The organism is Desulfovibrio desulfuricans (assembly GCF_004801255.1).
GTDB classification, from domain to species: Bacteria; Desulfobacterota; Desulfovibrionia; order Desulfovibrionales; family Desulfovibrionaceae; genus Desulfovibrio; species Desulfovibrio desulfuricans_C.
Genome location: NZ_CP036295.1, coordinates 209,917 through 226,469, shown reverse-complemented (window position 1 = coordinate 226,469; position 16,553 = coordinate 209,917). Strand labels below are relative to the sequence as shown.

Here is a 16,553-nt window from a genome sequence, read left to right as displayed (position 1 = left end):
GTGGCGCTGCCTGACGCAAACAGCCGGGTTCAGCCCGGAGAAACCAAGGAGCTGGCTATGGAATTCAAAGCTCTAGCTGAAGCAGCCCGCACGTGCCGCCGTTTTTTTGAAGATCAGCCCCTCGCCATGGGCGATCTGGAATGGCTTGTGGACTGCGCCCGCCTTGCCCCCAGCGGCAAAAACGGGCAAGAACTTCGTTTTACGCTCGTGGGCAACGGCGAAACATGCCAAAAACTTTTTGCGCTCACCCGTTGGGCTGGCGCTTTGAAAGACTGGGGCGGCCCGCACCCCGGCGAACGTCCCACCGCCTTTATTGCCATCCTCATGCCCCAGACCGGCAAGGAGCTGACCTGCTATGACGTGGGCATTGCCGCCCAGACCATACAGCTTGCCGCGACCAGCCGTGGCTGGGGCTGCTGCATAATTCAGTCGTTCGACCACCAGGCCGTCCCCGCCCTGCTTGACGTGCCTCAGGACATGAAGGTAGCTCTGGTGCTTGGCCTTGGCGTCGCCAAAGAAAAACGCGTGGTTGCCCCCATGCCTGAAAATGGCGCGACCACCTACTGGCGTGATGCCGAGGGCGTCCACCATGTGCCCAAGCGCAGCCTTGAAGATCTGATCGCAGCCCGCTTCTGAACGGTCTGACATAACATGTAAAAACGCGACCGGGCTGAGGCCTGGGGTAGTGTCCAGAATTTTTCGCACATTTTGCAGCAGCCAGTCGGTGAAGCATGGTTTCGTATCGAGCCGCGAAGGCTCAGATTTTAAGCCAATATTTCTTGGTTCATGTTCATATACCGTTGAGTGCCCCACTTTTGACCTGCCATATAGCGCAGGCGGGCAGCCACCAACATCAGGGCGGCGTGACCATCCGGAAAGCTCCCCACAACTCTGGTTCGGCGGCGAATTTCACGGTTCAAACTCTCAAGCGGATTGTTCGTCCTTATGTGCCGCCAATGGGCTACGGGGAAATCATAGTACGAAAGCGTTTCGTCACAACCGGATTCCACTATTCTGGCTGCCTTCTCAAGACGTTGCGCCCGTAATTTGCTTATCACTTCCACCGATTTCCGGCGTGCGGCTTCTTTATCCTCTTGGGCATGAACAGCTTTGAGCATCAAAGCAACTTCTTTGGCTTTACCGCGAGGAACCGCATGCAGTACGTTGCGATAAAAATGCACCACGCAACGCTGCCATTTGGCATCAGGGTAAAATTCTCCTAGCGCCTCCAGAAAGCCAAGGCTTTTATCAGATACAACGAGGTCTATCTGTTCAAGGCCACGCTCTCGGAGATACCGAAGAAATTGCCGCCAGCTTTCTGCATCCTCACGTGATCCTTCTGCCACGCCGAGAATTTCACGGAAGCCGCTGGTACTCACGCCAATGGCTACTAGCACAGATACGTTTTGAACTTCACCGCCCCAAGAGCGTTTCAGCCATATTCCATCCACAAAAATGTACGGGGATTTCGGCTCAAGTGGTCGATTGCGCCATTCCTCAACCCGCTCAAAAATCTTTTGATTCAAGTCGCTTATTGTGCTTGGACTGACTCGACTGCCCCAAAGAGCCTCGGTAATGTCCTCGACCCGACGCACTGACACGCCTGCCAAGTACATCTCTACCAAGGCTTCTTCCACTGAACTTTCCCGGCGACGATACCGTTCGATTATCGCGGTTTCAAACGGCATGTGTCGCAGCTTGGGAACCTTAAGCTGAACCGTGCCAGCCTTGGTCTGCAAATTCCGCTCATAATGACCAGCGCGGGTACTGGCTCGATCGGCATTACGCTCATAGCGTCGGGCCTGGCAGAGCGTGTCAGCTTCCGCATCAAGCAGGCCATTCAAGGTCTCCTCGACACTTTGGCGCACAACCTCGGAAACGTGTGTCCGCAATTCTTCTTCATCGACAGCAATCACCGGAACTTTATTTTTACCGTTCGTCCTGATAGCTTCCATCTGTAGCCCTCCACGTTGGTTTGATGGTTGTTTGGTGATAACCAAACCTAACCGACTTGGCGGGCTACTTCTATTTTTTCAATGTGCGAAAAATACCGTACGTTATCGCCGATTGATTCGTAATCCGCGCAGCAGATAAGGATAAATCTTATGCTCGGGATGCCGCACACTCGTTCTGGGCTTCTGGTAGATCGCCACTAGCCCCATCTTGCGCATCAATCTCCGCACTCGGTCACGTCCAATCTTGATGCCCTGATGCCATAAATACTTTTTCATCTGGCGCGAACCATAAAACGGTGTCTCCAAAACTGCTCGTCGATACGCCTCATCAGTTCTAGATTCATGGCTGATTCGCCTTTCGGGCGATGACACCAAGTCGACCTGTACAACCCGATGAGGCAACACTGACGACAAATACTGAGCTGGGGATGCCCTCGTTCAATCATCCCACGCCTTCGCCCGCGACTCACCGTTTGGCGAAGGCTCGCTCTAAAAAATCTTTTTCCACGGTCAATTGGCCAATTTTGGCGTGGAGTTCCCGTATCTCGGTCTCAACATCCTTCTGCACGGTCGCCCGCCTTCCCGGAAAATGCCGCCATCATGCCTTCTAGCCTGACGCTTCCAACTGGTGATCTGCGTCGGATGCACGTCATACTTACCGGCCAGCTCTGCCAAAGTTAACTCGCCGGACAGAGCATCTAGCGCTACTTCGCCTTGAACTCCGCTGAAAAATTCCGTCTCTTTGACATCGAAAACAGTCCTCCTTCGTTGAGGACTATAGCTTAACAGGCTGCCCAATTTCCCGCGACCACCTCAGTCAAACCCGGCGTGATGCGATTGGACAGCTTGCGCAAACAATATTGGGAGGATATTATACTTTTTCAGGCTGTTAAATTGACGCAGGTCTTGAACTTGGCGGGTAACTTCCTTCTCTATTTGGATATAAAAAGCCTCCGTTGACCCCTTGCGTACCCTTAGAGCTTAGCTCGGTTTCCCGAACCCACTTCTCAGGTCAGCCCAATGAGACCGGCAAGTTGAAAAAGTATACTTCGTGGGATAGAAGGAAAAGGGATGCATTGCGGGCGGTTTGTCTTGCCCAGATGCGTGTAGATATTACGGTTCAGAGTCTCTGATATTTTCAAATTAACTTCAATGTCTACCATTAACGCCGTGTGCGATATCGATGCGTAGCTTGTGGAAAAGTAACAATAAAAATATTATTTTGACGGGTTGTTATTACTATTAAACTACACAGACCCTAGAATACATGTTTAATACATGTTAAAATTCTTTTGATGTCGTGTGGATTCATGAGGGAATGAATGGAATCTCAGCGCGAGCTGCAACTATTGTTGGCAAAGTCTGCAGTGATAGGTTCAGACCATATGCTCATTCAGGGAGCGGGCGGCAATGTGTCCATCAAATCAGGGGACGCGATGCTGGTTAAGGCTTCCGGAACATGCCTGCGCGATGCTGAAAAGCAGAATATCTTTGTAACGGTCTCCCGCACGGGTGTTCTGGATATGCTGCGCAGGGCAGAAGAGAACTTTGCGTCGCTGGTTCCGGGCAGCTTTCGGCCGTCCATAGAGACGCCCCTTCATGCTTTGATGCCGCAACCTGTGGTTGTTCACGCCCATTGCATCCACACCATAACGCGCTCGGTTATGGGGCAGACGTTGGACGAATTTCAGGCCTTGCTGCCAGATGCAACCTGTGCGTTTATTCCTTACAGGCGTCCGGGGCTTCCCTTGGCCTACGCCGTACAACAGGCCTTGCAGGCTGGGGAACCCAATGTGCTCATAATGCAGAATCATGGCGTTGTGGTGGGTGGCGACACAGTTGAACAAGCCTTTGATCTGCTTGATTATGTTAGAGAAAAGCTGGCGGTTGAGCCTCGCGCCACTGTGGCGGCAGATGAGGACTTTTTGCGCCAACGCAATGATTGCCAGTGGACTATTCCCGACAATGCCTTGTGGCATACGCTCGCAACTGACGCAGCCACTTTTGTCTGTGCTGGTGAGGGCGTATTTTATCCTGACCATGTAGTGTTTTTGGGCACAGTCCTCCCGGTTGCCGAGCACAATGAAGCCGCATCGGTGGCGGTGCGGCGTCTGTCCGGGCACATGCTCAATCCACCACGCTATCTGCTGTATCGGGGCAAAGGACTTTTGGTGGCAGGCGATCTGTTTGAGAGTGAGTCAGATATGCTTGATGCCCTTGCTCTGGTGTGTACACGCATACGTCCAACGGCACCGCTCTCCACACTGAGCGCCAGCGACGTGGATGATCTTGTCAATTGGGATGCGGAAAAATTTCGGCGATCCTTGGGACTGGGGGAGGGTACACCGTGCAGTGGCAGATAGTTATTCCGATGTCGGGTTTTGGTGAGCGGTTTCGCAAGGCTGGCTACACCAGACCCAAGCCATTGATTGAGGTGGATGGCAAGCCGATTATCGCACATGTGCTCGATCTGTTTCCCGGTGAGGTGGATGTTCACTGCATATGCAATAGTGAACATCTTGCCAATGATTCTTGGGACATGAAAGGTATTTTGCACCACTATTGCCCCACTGTGACCGTGCATTCCATTGCGCCGCACAAGCGTGGGCCTGTACACACCGTGGCTTCAATCATGGATGCCCTTGACCCTGAGCGCCCTGTGGCCGTGAATTATTGCGACTTTACAGGGCAATGGGATTGGGCCGGTTTTAAAAAATTTATGCAAAATACCCGCTGTGACGGCGCGGTAATATGCTATACGGGCTTTCATCCGCATATGCTGGCCTGTACACGCTTTGCCTATTGCAAAACAGACGGGACGGACAGAGTTCTGGCTATACAGGAAAAGCAGCCCTATACAGATACTCCCATGCAGGAATGGGCCTCCTGTGGCACCTATTGCTTTGCCTCCGGTGCCCTGTTGAGGCAGGCGTACAGCAGCACTCTATCCCGTGATGACTTGCTGTTGAACGGCGAATATTACTCCTCGCTGGCATATCGTCCTCTTTTGGAAAGAGGCTGCAATATCAGGGTATTTCCCATGGATGCCTTTTGCCAGTGGGGGACGCCGGAAGATTTGGCCGACTGGCGCACGCAGACGCACGCCGTCAGGCTTGGAGGCAGGCCGCAAGCCCGCCCAGATGTCGCGGGCACAACGCTTATACCCATGGCAGGCATGGGGAGCCGCTTTGCCGATGCTGGCTACGCCACGCCCAAACCCCTTATTGAGGTAAACGGCACGCCCATGGCCCTGGCGGCCTGGGCTGATCTGCCGCGCACACCTGCCAATGTCTTTGCCCTGCGCAAAGATATGCCCGGTGCCAGCGATATTGCCAAAAGGCTCGAAGCCGAAATACCTGCAACAAAGCTTGTGTGGCTGGATGCCCCCACAGACGGTCAGGCCCGCACCTGCCTCCTGGCACTGCCCGCAGTGGCCGATAAAGACGCGCCGCTAACTGTCGGGGCCTGCGATAATGGCCTGCGCTACAATGCAAAAGCCTTTGAGATGCTCTGGGCAGAGCAGAAGCCAGACGTTGTGGTGTGGACCATGCGCGGCCATTCCGGGGCTGTGCGTCATCCCGAATATTATGGCTGGGTAGATGCAGACGCACAGGGAAATGTGCGGCGGGTATCCGTAAAGAAACCCCTTGCGGCACCTGCCACAGATCCCATTATTACCGGTGCCTTTACGTTTCGCACTGCGCAGATTTTTGAGCAAGCCGCCCAGCGGATGATCGAACGCAACCGCCTTGTTAATGGCGAGTTTTATGTGGATGAATGCATCAATGACGCCATTGATCTGGGCTTTACCGTGCGCCTGTTTGATGTTGACGCCTACCTGTGCTGGGGCACGCCCGATGATTTGCAGACATGGGAATATTGGGCCCGCTATTTGAGACGCGCCCATGAGTGAGGTGAAACCGCTAACACAACTTATCCGTTACGGGGTGATGGGGGTTAGCGGCGTTATTGTTGACGCGACGGTGTATTCCCTTTTGCTCCATCTGGGATGCAGCCTCACGCTGTCCAAGGGCATTGGCATATTTACAAGCATTATCTACGCTTTTATTGGCAATACCCTGTGGACTTTTAGGGCCAGGATTTCCTTGCGGGTGTGTGTGCGGTTTGTTGTTGTCTATGCGGCCAGCCTGCTGGCAAATGTCTATGTTAACGGGAAGATGTTTCAGATCCTCCAACACCAGTTTGCCTATGCCTTGCAGGGAGCCTTTTTGTGCGCAACGGCAGTGTCGGTAGTTATCACATTTGGCGGCCTTAAATTGTGGGTGTACAAAGCATGAGCACTTTTTCTCTTGTCATCCCCTGCTATAATGAAGCGCTGACCTTGCCAGCGCTTATTGATCGTTTGTGCGCATGTTTTGCCAATACTCAGGGCTATGAAATTGTTTTGGTAAACAACGGCTCCACGGACAATTCTGCGGAGGCCCTTTCGCAGGCTGCAGCCGAGCATCCGTTTATCCGCATCGTGGATGTCCCGGTAAACCAGGGGTATGGCTGGGGTATCTTGCAGGGGCTAGCCGCTGCAAAAGGTGATTACCTTGGCTGGACGCACGCAGATATGCAGACAGACCCGGGGGATGCCATAGAGGCTTTTGCAAAACTCCGGCTGCAAAATGCCCCCCTGACCTTTGTGAAGGGGCGCCGTTATGGGCGGCCATTGGCTGATGTGCTCTTTACTGTGGGGATGAGCTGCTTTGACAGTGCGCTTTTTGGGATGCCCCTTTGGGATATCAACGCGCAGCCCACGGTGTTTAGCCGTGCTTTTTACAATATGTGGCAAGATCCGCCAAAGGATTTTGCCCTCGACCTGTACGTCTACGCCATGGCACGCAAGGCCGGTGCCCGTATTGCGCGTTTTCCTGTTCTTTTTGCCAAGCGCCAGCACGGCACCTCGCACTGGAATATAAACTGGAAAGCAAAGCTAAAATTCATCAAACGCACAATAGATTTTTCTTTTGCGCTCAAAAGAACGTGGAAATAGCCATGTATATCATCAGTCACCGCAGAAATACCATTGAAGAGCTTGACGCAACCCCTGCAAAATACGGCATAGAGCTTGACTTGCGCAGCTATGGCTCCAGACTTGTGGTCAACCATGAACCATTTGCAGATGGACCGCTTTTTTCCGACTGGCTCAGGCACTACAAGCATGGGACTCTTATCTTGAATGTGAAAGAAGAAGGCCTTGAAGATGCTGTGCTGGCACTTATGCGTGAGCATGGCATTGAAAATTTTTTCTTTCTCGACCAGTCCTTTCCCTTTTTGGTAAAGACTGCACGGCAGGGCGAACCGCGTTGTGCCGTGCGGGTTTCTGAATTTGAATCAATTGAAACGGCTCTGGTGATTGCGCCGCTTATCAAGTGGGTCTGGGTAGACTGCTTTACAAAATTCCCCTTGTCTGGCGCCCAGTGCAAAGTTTTACAAAATGCAGGTCTGCAACTGTGCCTCGTTTCGCCAGAGTTGCAAGGCTACGCTGCAGAAAAGGCTATACCTGAGCTTCAGGCCCTTTTGCATAAAGAATCCATTGTGGCTGAGGCCGTGTGTACCAAGCGCCCTGACCTTTGGGACCGATAATGCAGATGGCTTTGCAAGGCACCAGGACAAGCATCTCCGTACTTTTCTGGAGCGGGCTAGCACTGCGCCTTGCAGGAATCTTTGCATTTAATCCTGCACCCATACATGACTGGTTTGCGCCGTTCATGGCTCATGCCTTGCAATTTCCCTCGCTTGATCCCTGGACTCTGTTTTTACAGGGTGGCTCGGTCAAGGCCTTTCCCTACGGCATTGTCATGTTTGTCATGCTGTTGCCGGTTTCTGGCTTGGCATACCTGATTAATCCAACTGCAGCGTCTGTGGGGCTGGGCATCAGTTCAACCCTGTTTGTGGCGGATATTGCCATTCTGGCCATGCTGCGCCGCCTGTTGCCCAATAGGGATATGATGCTTCTGGCCTTTTGGTGGCTCTCGCCCCTGGTGCTCATGACCAATGTGTGGGTGGGGCAGCTGGACGTTATCCCTGTTGCGCTTCTTCTTGCCAGCATCGTCTGCCTCAAGGAGAAGCGGTATCGGGCTGCGGGCCTGCTTTTGGGTTTGGCCCTCTCTGCCAAGCTCAGCATGATCTTGGCCATCCCATTTATATTGCAATACTTTTTGCGCAATAAGCGCATGTGGCCTTACTTTTTGCCCTTCGCTGGTGCCCTGGCTTCCGTGAGTGTTGTGCTGCTGGGTTTGCCCCTGCTCTCGCCGGGGTATAATACCATGACCCTGAGCACGGCAGAGCTTGACCGCCTTTTTGACCTGTACCTGAATATGGGGGCGGCACGGCTGTATCTTACGCCTTTGTTGTACCTGCTCGTGGTCTATGCGGCGTGGCGTACGCCCTTTTTGAGCTTTGACCTGCTCACGGCATTCATGACCCTGGGGATGCTGACAATAGTCCTGTCCACGCCGACACCTCCTGGGTGGCAACTGTGGACATGGCCCTTCCTGCTCGTGCATCTTATCAATTGTGAACGCGCACAGCGCATCCTTGCCTACGTTTTTTCGTTATGCGTGGCAGCCAGCCAGATGCTCTATTGGTCGTCTCCTTTCAGGATCAATATGGGATTGCCCCTTGCGCGGGGCTGGTTCTACGATGTCACGCTGACGGCTATTGTCGGCATGGGTACCATTCTCATTCTGGGCATTTTGCGCAACAGTATCCGCGCCAACGCCATATACCGGTTTAGCAAAAGACCCATCAGCATCGCCGTGGCCGGGGATTCCGGCGCGGGTAAGGACACGCTGGTAGAAAGCATAACGGGCGTGCTTGGCCCAGAAAATGTCGCGCACATCAGTGGTGACGATTACCACCACTGGGACAGAAAGAATGCCTCCTGGCAAATATTTACGCACCTGAACCCCAGAGCCAACAACCTTAAGCGTCTTTTTGCAGATGTGAGTGCCATCCTTGACGGTAAAAAGGTCGTGAGGCGTCATTACCAACATTCTGACGGGCGGTTTTCTCAGCCGCTGCTGGAGGAACCCAAGCATTTCTTTATTGCTTCGGGCCTGCATATGCTCATATCAGAAGCGGCTTGCGCCCGCTTTGATGTACGGGTTTTTCTGGAAATGGAAGACGACTTGCGCATGTACTTCAAGTGCAGGCGTGACAGCAAAAAGCGCGGGCAGAATGTGGAAGATATCAAGCAATCCATTGAACGGCGTAAGCCGGATGGGGAGCGCTATATACTTCCGCAGCGCCAGAGAGCAGATATCGTCTTTACCCGGCGTACGCTTAATCCAAAATCTGTTGATCTGATGTCGCCCAAAGTGCCCGCAACGCTTCTTGTGATAAAGATAAAGCAGTCGCTCTACCACGATGAGCTTGTCCGCCTGTTGATAAGCCTGTGCGGCCTGCGCGTTGATGTTGAGTATGCCAATGGCATAGATGAAGTAACAATGACTGTGGATGGCGATATCTATGGTGAGGATATGTCTTATATTGCTTCAAAAGCTCTGCCGGAGTTTGAAGAGCTTATCGCGGTCAATCCTGTCTGGCGGGATGGCGTTTATGGGCTGATGCAGCTGGTAATTCTGTTCCACTTGTCACAGAAACTAAAGACACGCTCTTGATATGCATACCATCACTCTACCAAAAGCCGTGTGTTTTGACCTTGATAATACCCTTTACTCATACCAGCCGTGCAATAAGGCTGGTATGGCTGCGGTATATTTAAAATTATACAAAAATTTTTCTCTTGAAGAAAGCAAATCTTCAATTTTGTTTAGCGAAGCACGCAAGCAGATAAAGCAGAAGCTTGGGGATACTGCAGCAAGCCACAGCAGACTTTTGTACTTTCAACGCATGTTGGAGCTGATGGGGCTTAACGCTCAGGTCTCTTTGGTGCTTGATCTGGAGCAAACATTCTGGAGAGCTTATTTGCAGCAGGCGGAACTTTTTGCTGGCGTAAAGGATTTTATTTATGCCCTTCGGGCACGAAACATCGCCATTGCCATAGTTTCGGATATGACCGCGCAGATTCAGCTCCGCAAACTGATGCACCTGGACATTGATGGCCTGATTGATCAGATCATAACCAGTGAAGAAACCGGGCATGACAAGCCGCACCCCTCAATGTTTACTCTTGCGCTTGAAAAACTCGGTACAGAGCCAGCCGAAACATGGATGATTGGCGATGACTTTGAGCGGGATGTGCAGGGGGCGATTGCCTGTGGCATGGTGGGGGTGTTTAAAGGGGAACATGCTGCACCTGCAGCGCCCAAATATCCAGATTTTAGAGTACTGCCCAGTTTTGAGTACGGGGTAAAACTGGTTGAGGGGGCAGGTGGGTAGTCTCTGCCCTGGCAGCGGCGTATCGGGCTGCCAGGCTCCCGCGGGCACACAAGCCCGGCGGCGCTGCGCAGAAATTTTGCCCACAGCAAACCCGTAGCGTACAACTGCTGCTACGGGCTGCGCGGGGGCAATGACCAAAGCCATTGTGCAGGCGTGCTGTTTGTACCGGTTTGCAAAAGGGGCAATCTGCAATCAGCCTGATCTGCTTTATCATTACACCGCAATCGGTCATCTGGGTCCTTCTGGCGTTGCCCCAATGGCTCTTTGTTTGTTGTGCGTAACACGCCCGTTTGGGGGATTCCCCCATATGGAGAGGTATTGCAATGTGCATTGTTGATTGGTTGCAAAAAGATAATGTGAAAAGCAAAATTGCTTTCTTTATATATCTGGCTGTTACGATAACTTTTTTTTGTTCGCAGTTTTCAAAAGCCCTTTCGGATGGCGTTGACTGGGATTTGCTTGAGCACTTGGCCATGGCAGACCGGTGGCCACACTTTGGCTATACAATGGGTGCCTCGGATGGGTATGCACTGAGCACCCCGTATTTCCCCGGTGTAGCCCTGCTTGCTGTTGTCGTACATCAGTTTTTTGGCAACGCAGATGTACAGGTGATGTTGTTTATTGCAGCATTTTTTTTGGTCTGTGCCGTACAGGGCACGTATCTGTTTTATAAACATCTGGATGACCATCCCGTTTCATTTCCGGTTTACGGTGCCGCCTCGCTGGCCTTCTGTCAGTTCTTTTTAGGTGACTATGCTGCGTATGCAGCGGAATTTAAACCTGATTCAATTTCTATTGTCTTCTTTTTACTGACGTATCTTGCCATTACAAAAAAACATTTTCTAAAATATATAGCCATGGCCGTGAGCGCTGGTGCGGCTGTTATGTGCAAACAGCAGATTGTTTTTGCGCTTGGCGGGTTGATGCTGGGTGTGCTGCTGTTGCGTGTGGATTTGAAAAGCAGACTGCTGACCGTGCTGTCTGTTGGGGCAGGAATAGTGCTGTCTCTGGCAATTATTTTGAATATTCAGGGGGCATTTACAACCGCTGTAAGCGCTCACGCCGCACAGAAATGGAACCCATTTCAAATGTGGAATGGGCTTAATATACTTGTAGCATATTGTATTGTGATTGGATTTTCAAGTCTTAGCTCCTTTAAAAACTATCTGTCAACTGTGATAAGCAGAAAAAAACTGGTTATATTGTTTCCAACAATGTTTTACCTGTTTTTTTCAGTTCTCGGTGGGTTGCGGTGGGGTGGAAATACCGGCAACACACAAGTCGGCATCGTTATGCTGATTCCGTTTATATTTTGTTTTTGCAGAAAAAAGCTTGGCATCGATACACAATCGGCGGCAGTTTTGGCTGCTGCTCTTCTGATTGTTATCCCTTCTGGTAAGAATATAATAAAAAATTATACAAATTTTCGTGAGCTTACTGCGATAGAAAGCAATTTTAGAGAACAGCTTGCGCAGATGGGGATTAAAAGGATCGCAATCTGCGATGGTTCGTACTTGTTTGTCCGTGGAAACAACTTTGATAAAGTGGTGGGAATTTATACCTACCAGCAATATCGGCTGGGTCAGGAAGTTCAAAAAGGGAACAAAAAATACCAATCATACCTCAATTTTGATATATTTGACGGTCTGGATGTTGATGCTCTTATTTGCAGTAACCGAGTTGGGCATTCCATTCTCGATTATTTGAACAAAGATGAGGTGTTGTTTAAAAAATCTGCCGTGCAGAGCGTTGTGCTAACGTCTGACAGGTATGATCTGCCCGTGTATGTAAAAAAGAATTTCCCTTTGCAGCAGCATGCAGTTCCTGCTGCAAAATAACGATGATTGGTCAGATGTGGGTGGGCGTTCAGCTTGATCAGTCCATTTCTTTGTACCAGGTTAAATGTTAGTGGTAGATCTTTTTGTGGTTCTGCTTCTTGACCTTACCCCACTGCGTATACCACTTGTAAGTTAGTGGTTTCCAATGGGTTACAGGTTATATTCTTTGCGCGAAATTCTTCCGGTGTCAGCCAGCCCAATGAGCTATGCGGTCGCCGTTGGTTGTAATCCTGTCGCCATGCTTCAACCGTTCTGCGGGCATCGTGCAGGGACAAAAACACGTTCTGATTTAAACACTCATCCCGGAATTCTCTGTTAAAGCTTTCAATGTGCCCATTATCCGTAGGCTTCCCCGGACGAATAAACGCTATCTGTTCTCTATGCTCAAAAGCCCATGTATCCAGGGTATTACCGCTAAATTCCGGCCCATTATCAACCTTGATACGCTGCGGCAGCCGACCTTGAAGGCGTGGTCTTTCAAGAACACGCACACCCCGAACTCCAGGCAACAACATATCCACTTCAAGCGCCGGGCTTGAGATCCCACAGATCGTCAATTGTCAAAATCCGGATGCGTCGCCCACCCATAAGGGAGTCGCTTACAAAATCCATCGCCATTGCTCATCCGGGCCAGCAGGGCCAGCCAACACTGAGGTGGTCGCGGGAAATTGGGCAGCCTGTTAAGCTGTAGTCCTCAACGAAGGAGGACTGTTTTCGATGTCAAAGAGACGGAATTTTTCAGCGGAGTTCAAGGCGAAGTAGCGCTAGATGCTCTGTCCGGCGAGTTGGCTTTGGCAGAGCTGGCCGGTAAGTATGACGTGCATCCGACGCAGATCACCAGTTGGAAGCGTCAGGCTAAGGAAGGCATGGTGGCGGCATTTTCCGGGAAGACAGCGACCGTGCAGAAGGATGTTGAGACCGAGATACGGGGACTCCACGCCAAAATTGGCCAATTGACCGTGGAAAAAGATTTTTTAGAGCGAGCCTTCGCCAAACGGTGAGTCGCGGGCGAAGACGTGGGATGATTGAACGAGGGCATCCCCGGCTCAGTATTTGTCGTCAGTGTTGCCTCATCGGGTTGTCCAGGTCGACTTGGTATCATCGCCCGAAAGGCGAATCAGCCATGAATCTAGAACTGATGAGGCGTATCGACGAGCAGTTTTGGAGACACCGTTTTATGGTTTGCGCCAGATGAAAAAGTATTTATGGCATCAGGGCATCAAGATTGGACGTGACCGAGTGCGGAGATTGATGCGCAAGATGGGGCTAGTGGCGATCTACCAGAAGCCCAGAACGAGTGTGCGGCATCCCGAGCATAAGATTTATCCTTTCTGCTGCGCGGATTACGAATCAATCGGCCGAATCAGGTGTGGTGCGCCGATATTACATATGTGCCAATGAAGCGAGGGTTCTGTATCTGGTGGCAATTATGGACTGGCACAGCCGTGCCGTGCTTGCTTGGCGTCTGTCGAACACGATGTATGCAGAATTTTGCGTGCCAGTTCTGGAAGAGGCTATGAATCGTGACGGGGTGCCGGAAATCTTTAATACGGACCAAGGTTCGCGGTTTACCAGTCTGGAATTTATTCAAGCGCTCAAGGATGCCGGTGTGGATATCTCCATGGACGGTAAATGCCGTTGGATGGATAACGTGGTGATCGAACGTCTCTGGCGGTCAGTCAAATGGGAGTGCCTCTATTTGCGGGAAGTGGAAACAGGCAGTCAACCCCTTAAAATACTTAGAGACTGGTTTCAGTTCTATAACGAGCAGCGCCCGCATACAGCTTTTGACGGCCGTCGGCCAATGGAAGTATACTGTGAAAGGAATCCGACCTCAAAGGCGGCATAAGACAAACGGGGCTAGAGCTTAACAACGTCGCCAACCTGTCCAACTAAACCGGACCACCTTGTATGTAAAGGGGTTATAATCCTGGCTGAATCGCTCTAAAATTTTTCTTTCTTCCCATTTTCGGTCGACTTCAATCTTTGCCCTGTCTATGTATTCCTTACGATACTTTGGGGCTTCGACCTGATAGTTTGTTAAATCTTGCATCGATTCAGAAAATATACCACCAAATGTCAGCCAAAAATTGCTGCCGTCACTGCCAACAAAGTGCATGTGTTCAACATGAAGGTCAGTCCCAGGGACTCTTTCTCCGTATCGACGTGATAGAGCGCGAGATTCAAGCGGTCTCACTCCCATACGATAGTAAGGAACTTTTGCTTCAGGGTCTTCAGAATACGGCTGCAAGGTTGAATGATCGCCATGGGCATGTTTTTTTACAATGTCAGCAATGCTGGATGGGTACATGCGTTGCTCAAGCGGTGCATTCCGATGAACGGGCATGACTGCCTCAAGTGCTTGCTGCCCTTGGGAAGCCACACTCGTTGCGGTCACGGAATCTGAAAAGGTGAACTGCCCATTGCTCAAGCGCGGTTGGTTTGAATCATCGTGCCCCCTGTGCTGGAAACTGAAATTATTCCCTGGCATATTTCCTCCTTGGATGTTTTGGCGGAAATATAGCAGAAGCTGATGATTATGTAAGACTGAAAGGCTTCAGTAGTCTTTTGTGCCCTGGTGGACCAAGAATAGATCTCGTTTCCATTTTAAATTGTATACTTTTCAGTCTATTAAGTGTTGCGCACATGGGCGGCATAAAGACATAAATACCGCTTTCCCCCCAAATTAAAATTTCGGCCCCCTTTCTGTTTGCTGCCACGCTCAGCAATCATCCTAAATTCAGGATAAATAATGACACGCCCAACATCTGCAAGTATAAAAGCCAAAATTTCAGCCTGTTGGCAGGCACACTGGCCTGTTGTTATTACGCTGCTTTTTGCATGTCTGGGCTGGTTGCTTTTTGTGCAGGAGCGCACCTCCGCTATTGTCATGGCCGTGGGCGCTGTTGGAATGATTGTTTGCCTGACGCTGTTTAAAATGGAAAAGAACTTGTGGCTGTATGTTGTAACCCTGCTTTTATGTTGCGCCGATACAGTTGTTGATGATCGGTATCTCATCGATATGGCTGGTCTTGGATGGCTGCCACGATGGACCGCCGGCACACTGCTCATTTCCATGCAAGGGGCTATATTCTCATTTATCTGTTTATTGTTGCTGTATCTGTTTGTATTCAGGCTGCAAGGCAATGCCAGGCTGTTAATCAAGGTTCCCCTTTGCCTGATGTTTATGATCGCCGCTCTGTATCATGCCTTTATATTCTGCTGGTTGATTCTGGCTGTTCTTGGGCTGCCGTTCAACTAGGCCTCCACAAGGACGAGGCATGGCGTCCCCAAATGAAGAATCAGTCAAACGCAAAAATCCCCCGACCATTGAAAAATGGTCGGGGGTAGCTTAAATAATTATGAACAGATTTAGGATTATTTGTTAATATTTTAGGTTGTTGACTGTAGCGAGAAGTAATTTTCAGGTTGCTTTTTTGAAAAAAGAAGATATTTTTTATTAAAAAAAGATGTTTCGTCTACCTACTGATACCGCATTTTCATAATCAAGGGAAATAGAATTGCTGCAATTGTATGGAAATATTGGTTCTGAAAATTTCGCTGTCGGGAAAATTTACAATTTAGCATAGTAGCGTGTGCACTACAAAATGATGATCACATCTCTTTCACACTTTTTTATTGCAAACTGGACGTCAGCGATTGCATTTCTGTCAGTGGCAATAATTTTACTTTTTATAATTTTTTTCTTTTTATATAAAATGGGAAAAAATAAAATAATATTTTTCATTATATTCATGTTAGGATTGTCATCTTCAATTTCAATTATGTATCTTTCGAAAGATGTCCAGTTAGTAGATAAAAATACGGCTATGAGCCATGGCTTTAAAATAATCGATGAGAATAAACATAATAGTTCATCTAATTTTTTAGATAAAATAAGGGATAAAGAACTTGCTAGTGTAATTATCTCTGACAAAAAATATTAAAATAATTATGTGGAAATGAAAGGATATAATTATCGAGGTAAAATGTACTCTGCTAATGATGCATACGTGATAGCGAACGATTCACCAGTGTATAGATTTGATGCGGATAAGAATTGTCTCGTTAAGGTTAACACACTAAACGTAGATGACAAAATTAAGGTCATGACTGACTGCCGATTTATTTCAAATGACCGTGCAAAAATATTTATCTTACGTGCAGAAAGTTGGATGCAAGATTTGGCTAATAGAATAAGCATACGACCAGATAGCTATTTTTTTAAGGGAATTGCAAAATTTTCGATAGTAATTATCGATAAGGGGAATTACACGGGGTATTGTCTGATAGCTAAAGAAAATATCTCTTTAGCAAGTGTATCTAAAACTGACTATGTTATCATAGGGAACTGAGCACTGAAATTATTAGTTCTACATAAGATAATTAAAAGATTCTGACACAAATA

15 protein-coding genes and 1 pseudogene are annotated in these 16,553 nt (G+C 49.6%); 12 read left to right on the top strand and 4 right to left on the bottom strand.

What is annotated here, in order from left to right; all coding sequences use genetic code 11:
• The first annotated feature begins 57 nt into the window (after nt 1-57).
• On the top strand, nt 58-636 hold the full coding sequence (locus tag DDIC_RS00955; protein WP_136398718.1) for a nitroreductase family protein: 579 nt from the start codon (nt 58-60) through the stop codon (nt 634-636).
• A 128-nt stretch (nt 637-764) separates the two neighbouring features.
• Here DDIC_RS00955 and DDIC_RS00950 read toward each other — a convergent pair whose 3' ends face one another.
• A complete protein-coding gene (locus DDIC_RS00950; protein ID WP_136398717.1) occupies nt 765-1,955 on the bottom strand; it encodes an IS256 family transposase in 1,191 nt (396 codons plus the stop codon).
• A 102-nt stretch (nt 1,956-2,057) separates the two neighbouring features.
• Entirely contained in the window at nt 2,058-2,327 is a 270-nt protein-coding gene (locus tag DDIC_RS14105; RefSeq protein ID WP_432612322.1) for an IS3 family transposase, read from the bottom strand.
• Between the two features lie 950 nt (nt 2,328-3,277).
• On the opposite strand from DDIC_RS14105, the gene DDIC_RS00940 reads away from it, so the two are divergent.
• From DDIC_RS00940 to DDIC_RS00905, 8 genes are all read left to right on the top strand, one after another.
• Nucleotides 3,278-4,318, top strand: coding sequence for a class II aldolase/adducin family protein (locus tag DDIC_RS00940; RefSeq protein ID WP_136398715.1), 1,041 nt, complete (start codon nt 3,278-3,280; stop codon nt 4,316-4,318).
• Nucleotides 4,303-5,868 carry a sugar phosphate nucleotidyltransferase gene (locus DDIC_RS00935; RefSeq protein ID WP_136398714.1) on the top strand — a complete coding sequence of 522 codons (1,566 nt, stop codon included), beginning with the start codon at nt 4,303-4,305 and terminating at the stop codon, nt 5,866-5,868. The genes DDIC_RS00940 and DDIC_RS00935 overlap by 16 nt, the downstream gene beginning before the upstream one ends.
• A complete protein-coding gene (locus DDIC_RS00930; protein WP_136398713.1) occupies nt 5,861-6,253 on the top strand; it encodes a GtrA family protein in 393 nt (130 codons plus the stop codon). Before DDIC_RS00935 ends, DDIC_RS00930 begins: the two co-directional genes overlap by 8 nt.
• Nucleotides 6,250-6,954 (top strand): glycosyltransferase family 2 protein, encoded by a 705-nt coding sequence (locus DDIC_RS00925; RefSeq protein WP_136398712.1) that lies wholly within the window; start codon nt 6,250-6,252, stop codon nt 6,952-6,954. Before DDIC_RS00930 ends, DDIC_RS00925 begins: the two co-directional genes overlap by 4 nt.
• Nucleotides 6,955-6,956: 2 nt before the next feature.
• Complete coding sequence (locus DDIC_RS00920; protein ID WP_136398711.1) at nt 6,957-7,547, top strand: hypothetical protein; 591 nt, start codon at nt 6,957-6,959, stop codon at nt 7,545-7,547.
• 332 nt (nt 7,548-7,879) lie between these two features.
• Nucleotides 7,880-9,586, top strand: a complete 1,707-nt coding sequence (locus tag DDIC_RS00915; RefSeq protein WP_168732432.1) for a phosphoribulokinase/uridine kinase — start codon at nt 7,880-7,882, stop codon at nt 9,584-9,586.
• 1 nt (nt 9,587) lies between these two features.
• On the top strand, nt 9,588-10,307 hold the full coding sequence (locus DDIC_RS00910; RefSeq protein WP_136398709.1) for an HAD family hydrolase: 720 nt from the start codon (nt 9,588-9,590) through the stop codon (nt 10,305-10,307).
• Between the two features lie 323 nt (nt 10,308-10,630).
• Nucleotides 10,631-12,145 (top strand): glycosyltransferase family 39 protein, encoded by a 1,515-nt coding sequence (locus tag DDIC_RS00905; protein ID WP_136398708.1) that lies wholly within the window; start codon nt 10,631-10,633, stop codon nt 12,143-12,145.
• 104 nt (nt 12,146-12,249) lie between these two features.
• On the opposite strand, the gene DDIC_RS00900 is transcribed toward DDIC_RS00905, so the two are convergent.
• A complete protein-coding gene (locus tag DDIC_RS00900; protein ID WP_168732431.1) occupies nt 12,250-12,636 on the bottom strand; it encodes an integrase core domain-containing protein in 387 nt (128 codons plus the stop codon).
• A 226-nt stretch (nt 12,637-12,862) separates the two neighbouring features.
• Here DDIC_RS00900 and DDIC_RS00895 point away from each other — a divergent pair.
• Nucleotides 12,863-13,994: pseudogene (locus tag DDIC_RS00895) on the top strand (IS3 family transposase).
• Between the two features lie 18 nt (nt 13,995-14,012).
• On the opposite strand, the gene DDIC_RS00890 reads toward DDIC_RS00895, so the two are convergent.
• Nucleotides 14,013-14,636: a hypothetical protein gene (locus DDIC_RS00890; RefSeq protein WP_136398706.1), complete on the bottom strand. Its 624-nt coding sequence runs from the start codon at nt 14,634-14,636 to the stop codon at nt 14,013-14,015.
• Between the two features lie 261 nt (nt 14,637-14,897).
• On the opposite strand from DDIC_RS00890, the gene DDIC_RS00885 reads away from it, so the two are divergent.
• Both DDIC_RS00885 and DDIC_RS00880 read left to right on the top strand, forming a co-directional pair.
• Nucleotides 14,898-15,407, top strand: coding sequence for a hypothetical protein (locus DDIC_RS00885; RefSeq protein ID WP_136398705.1), 510 nt, complete (start codon nt 14,898-14,900; stop codon nt 15,405-15,407).
• A 727-nt stretch (nt 15,408-16,134) separates the two neighbouring features.
• Nucleotides 16,135-16,500, top strand: coding sequence for a hypothetical protein (locus DDIC_RS00880; protein ID WP_136398704.1), 366 nt, complete (start codon nt 16,135-16,137; stop codon nt 16,498-16,500).
• Nucleotides 16,501-16,553: the final 53 nt, after the last annotated feature.

What these genes read in the sequence shown, in the direction of transcription:
- DDIC_RS00955 (WP_136398718.1), top strand. Translation starts at nt 58, where the DNA reads ATGGAATTCAAAGCTCTAGCTGAAGCAGCCCGCACGTGCCGCCGTTTT.
- DDIC_RS00950 (WP_136398717.1), bottom strand. Translation starts at nt 1,955, where the DNA reads ATGGAAGCTATCAGGACGAACGGTAAAAATAAAGTTCCGGTGATTGCT.
- DDIC_RS00940 (WP_136398715.1), top strand. Translation starts at nt 3,278, where the DNA reads ATGGAATCTCAGCGCGAGCTGCAACTATTGTTGGCAAAGTCTGCAGTG.
- DDIC_RS00930 (WP_136398713.1), top strand. Translation starts at nt 5,861, where the DNA reads ATGAGTGAGGTGAAACCGCTAACACAACTTATCCGTTACGGGGTGATG.
- DDIC_RS00925 (WP_136398712.1), top strand. Translation starts at nt 6,250, where the DNA reads ATGAGCACTTTTTCTCTTGTCATCCCCTGCTATAATGAAGCGCTGACC.
- DDIC_RS00920 (WP_136398711.1), top strand. Translation starts at nt 6,957, where the DNA reads ATGTATATCATCAGTCACCGCAGAAATACCATTGAAGAGCTTGACGCA.
- DDIC_RS00915 (WP_168732432.1), top strand. Translation starts at nt 7,880, where the DNA reads ATGCTGCGCCGCCTGTTGCCCAATAGGGATATGATGCTTCTGGCCTTT.
- DDIC_RS00910 (WP_136398709.1), top strand. Translation starts at nt 9,588, where the DNA reads ATGCATACCATCACTCTACCAAAAGCCGTGTGTTTTGACCTTGATAAT.
- DDIC_RS00905 (WP_136398708.1), top strand. Translation starts at nt 10,631, where the DNA reads ATGTGCATTGTTGATTGGTTGCAAAAAGATAATGTGAAAAGCAAAATT.
- DDIC_RS00890 (WP_136398706.1), bottom strand. Translation starts at nt 14,636, where the DNA reads ATGCCAGGGAATAATTTCAGTTTCCAGCACAGGGGGCACGATGATTCA.
- DDIC_RS00885 (WP_136398705.1), top strand. Translation starts at nt 14,898, where the DNA reads ATGACACGCCCAACATCTGCAAGTATAAAAGCCAAAATTTCAGCCTGT.
- DDIC_RS00880 (WP_136398704.1), top strand. Translation starts at nt 16,135, where the DNA reads ATGTACTCTGCTAATGATGCATACGTGATAGCGAACGATTCACCAGTG.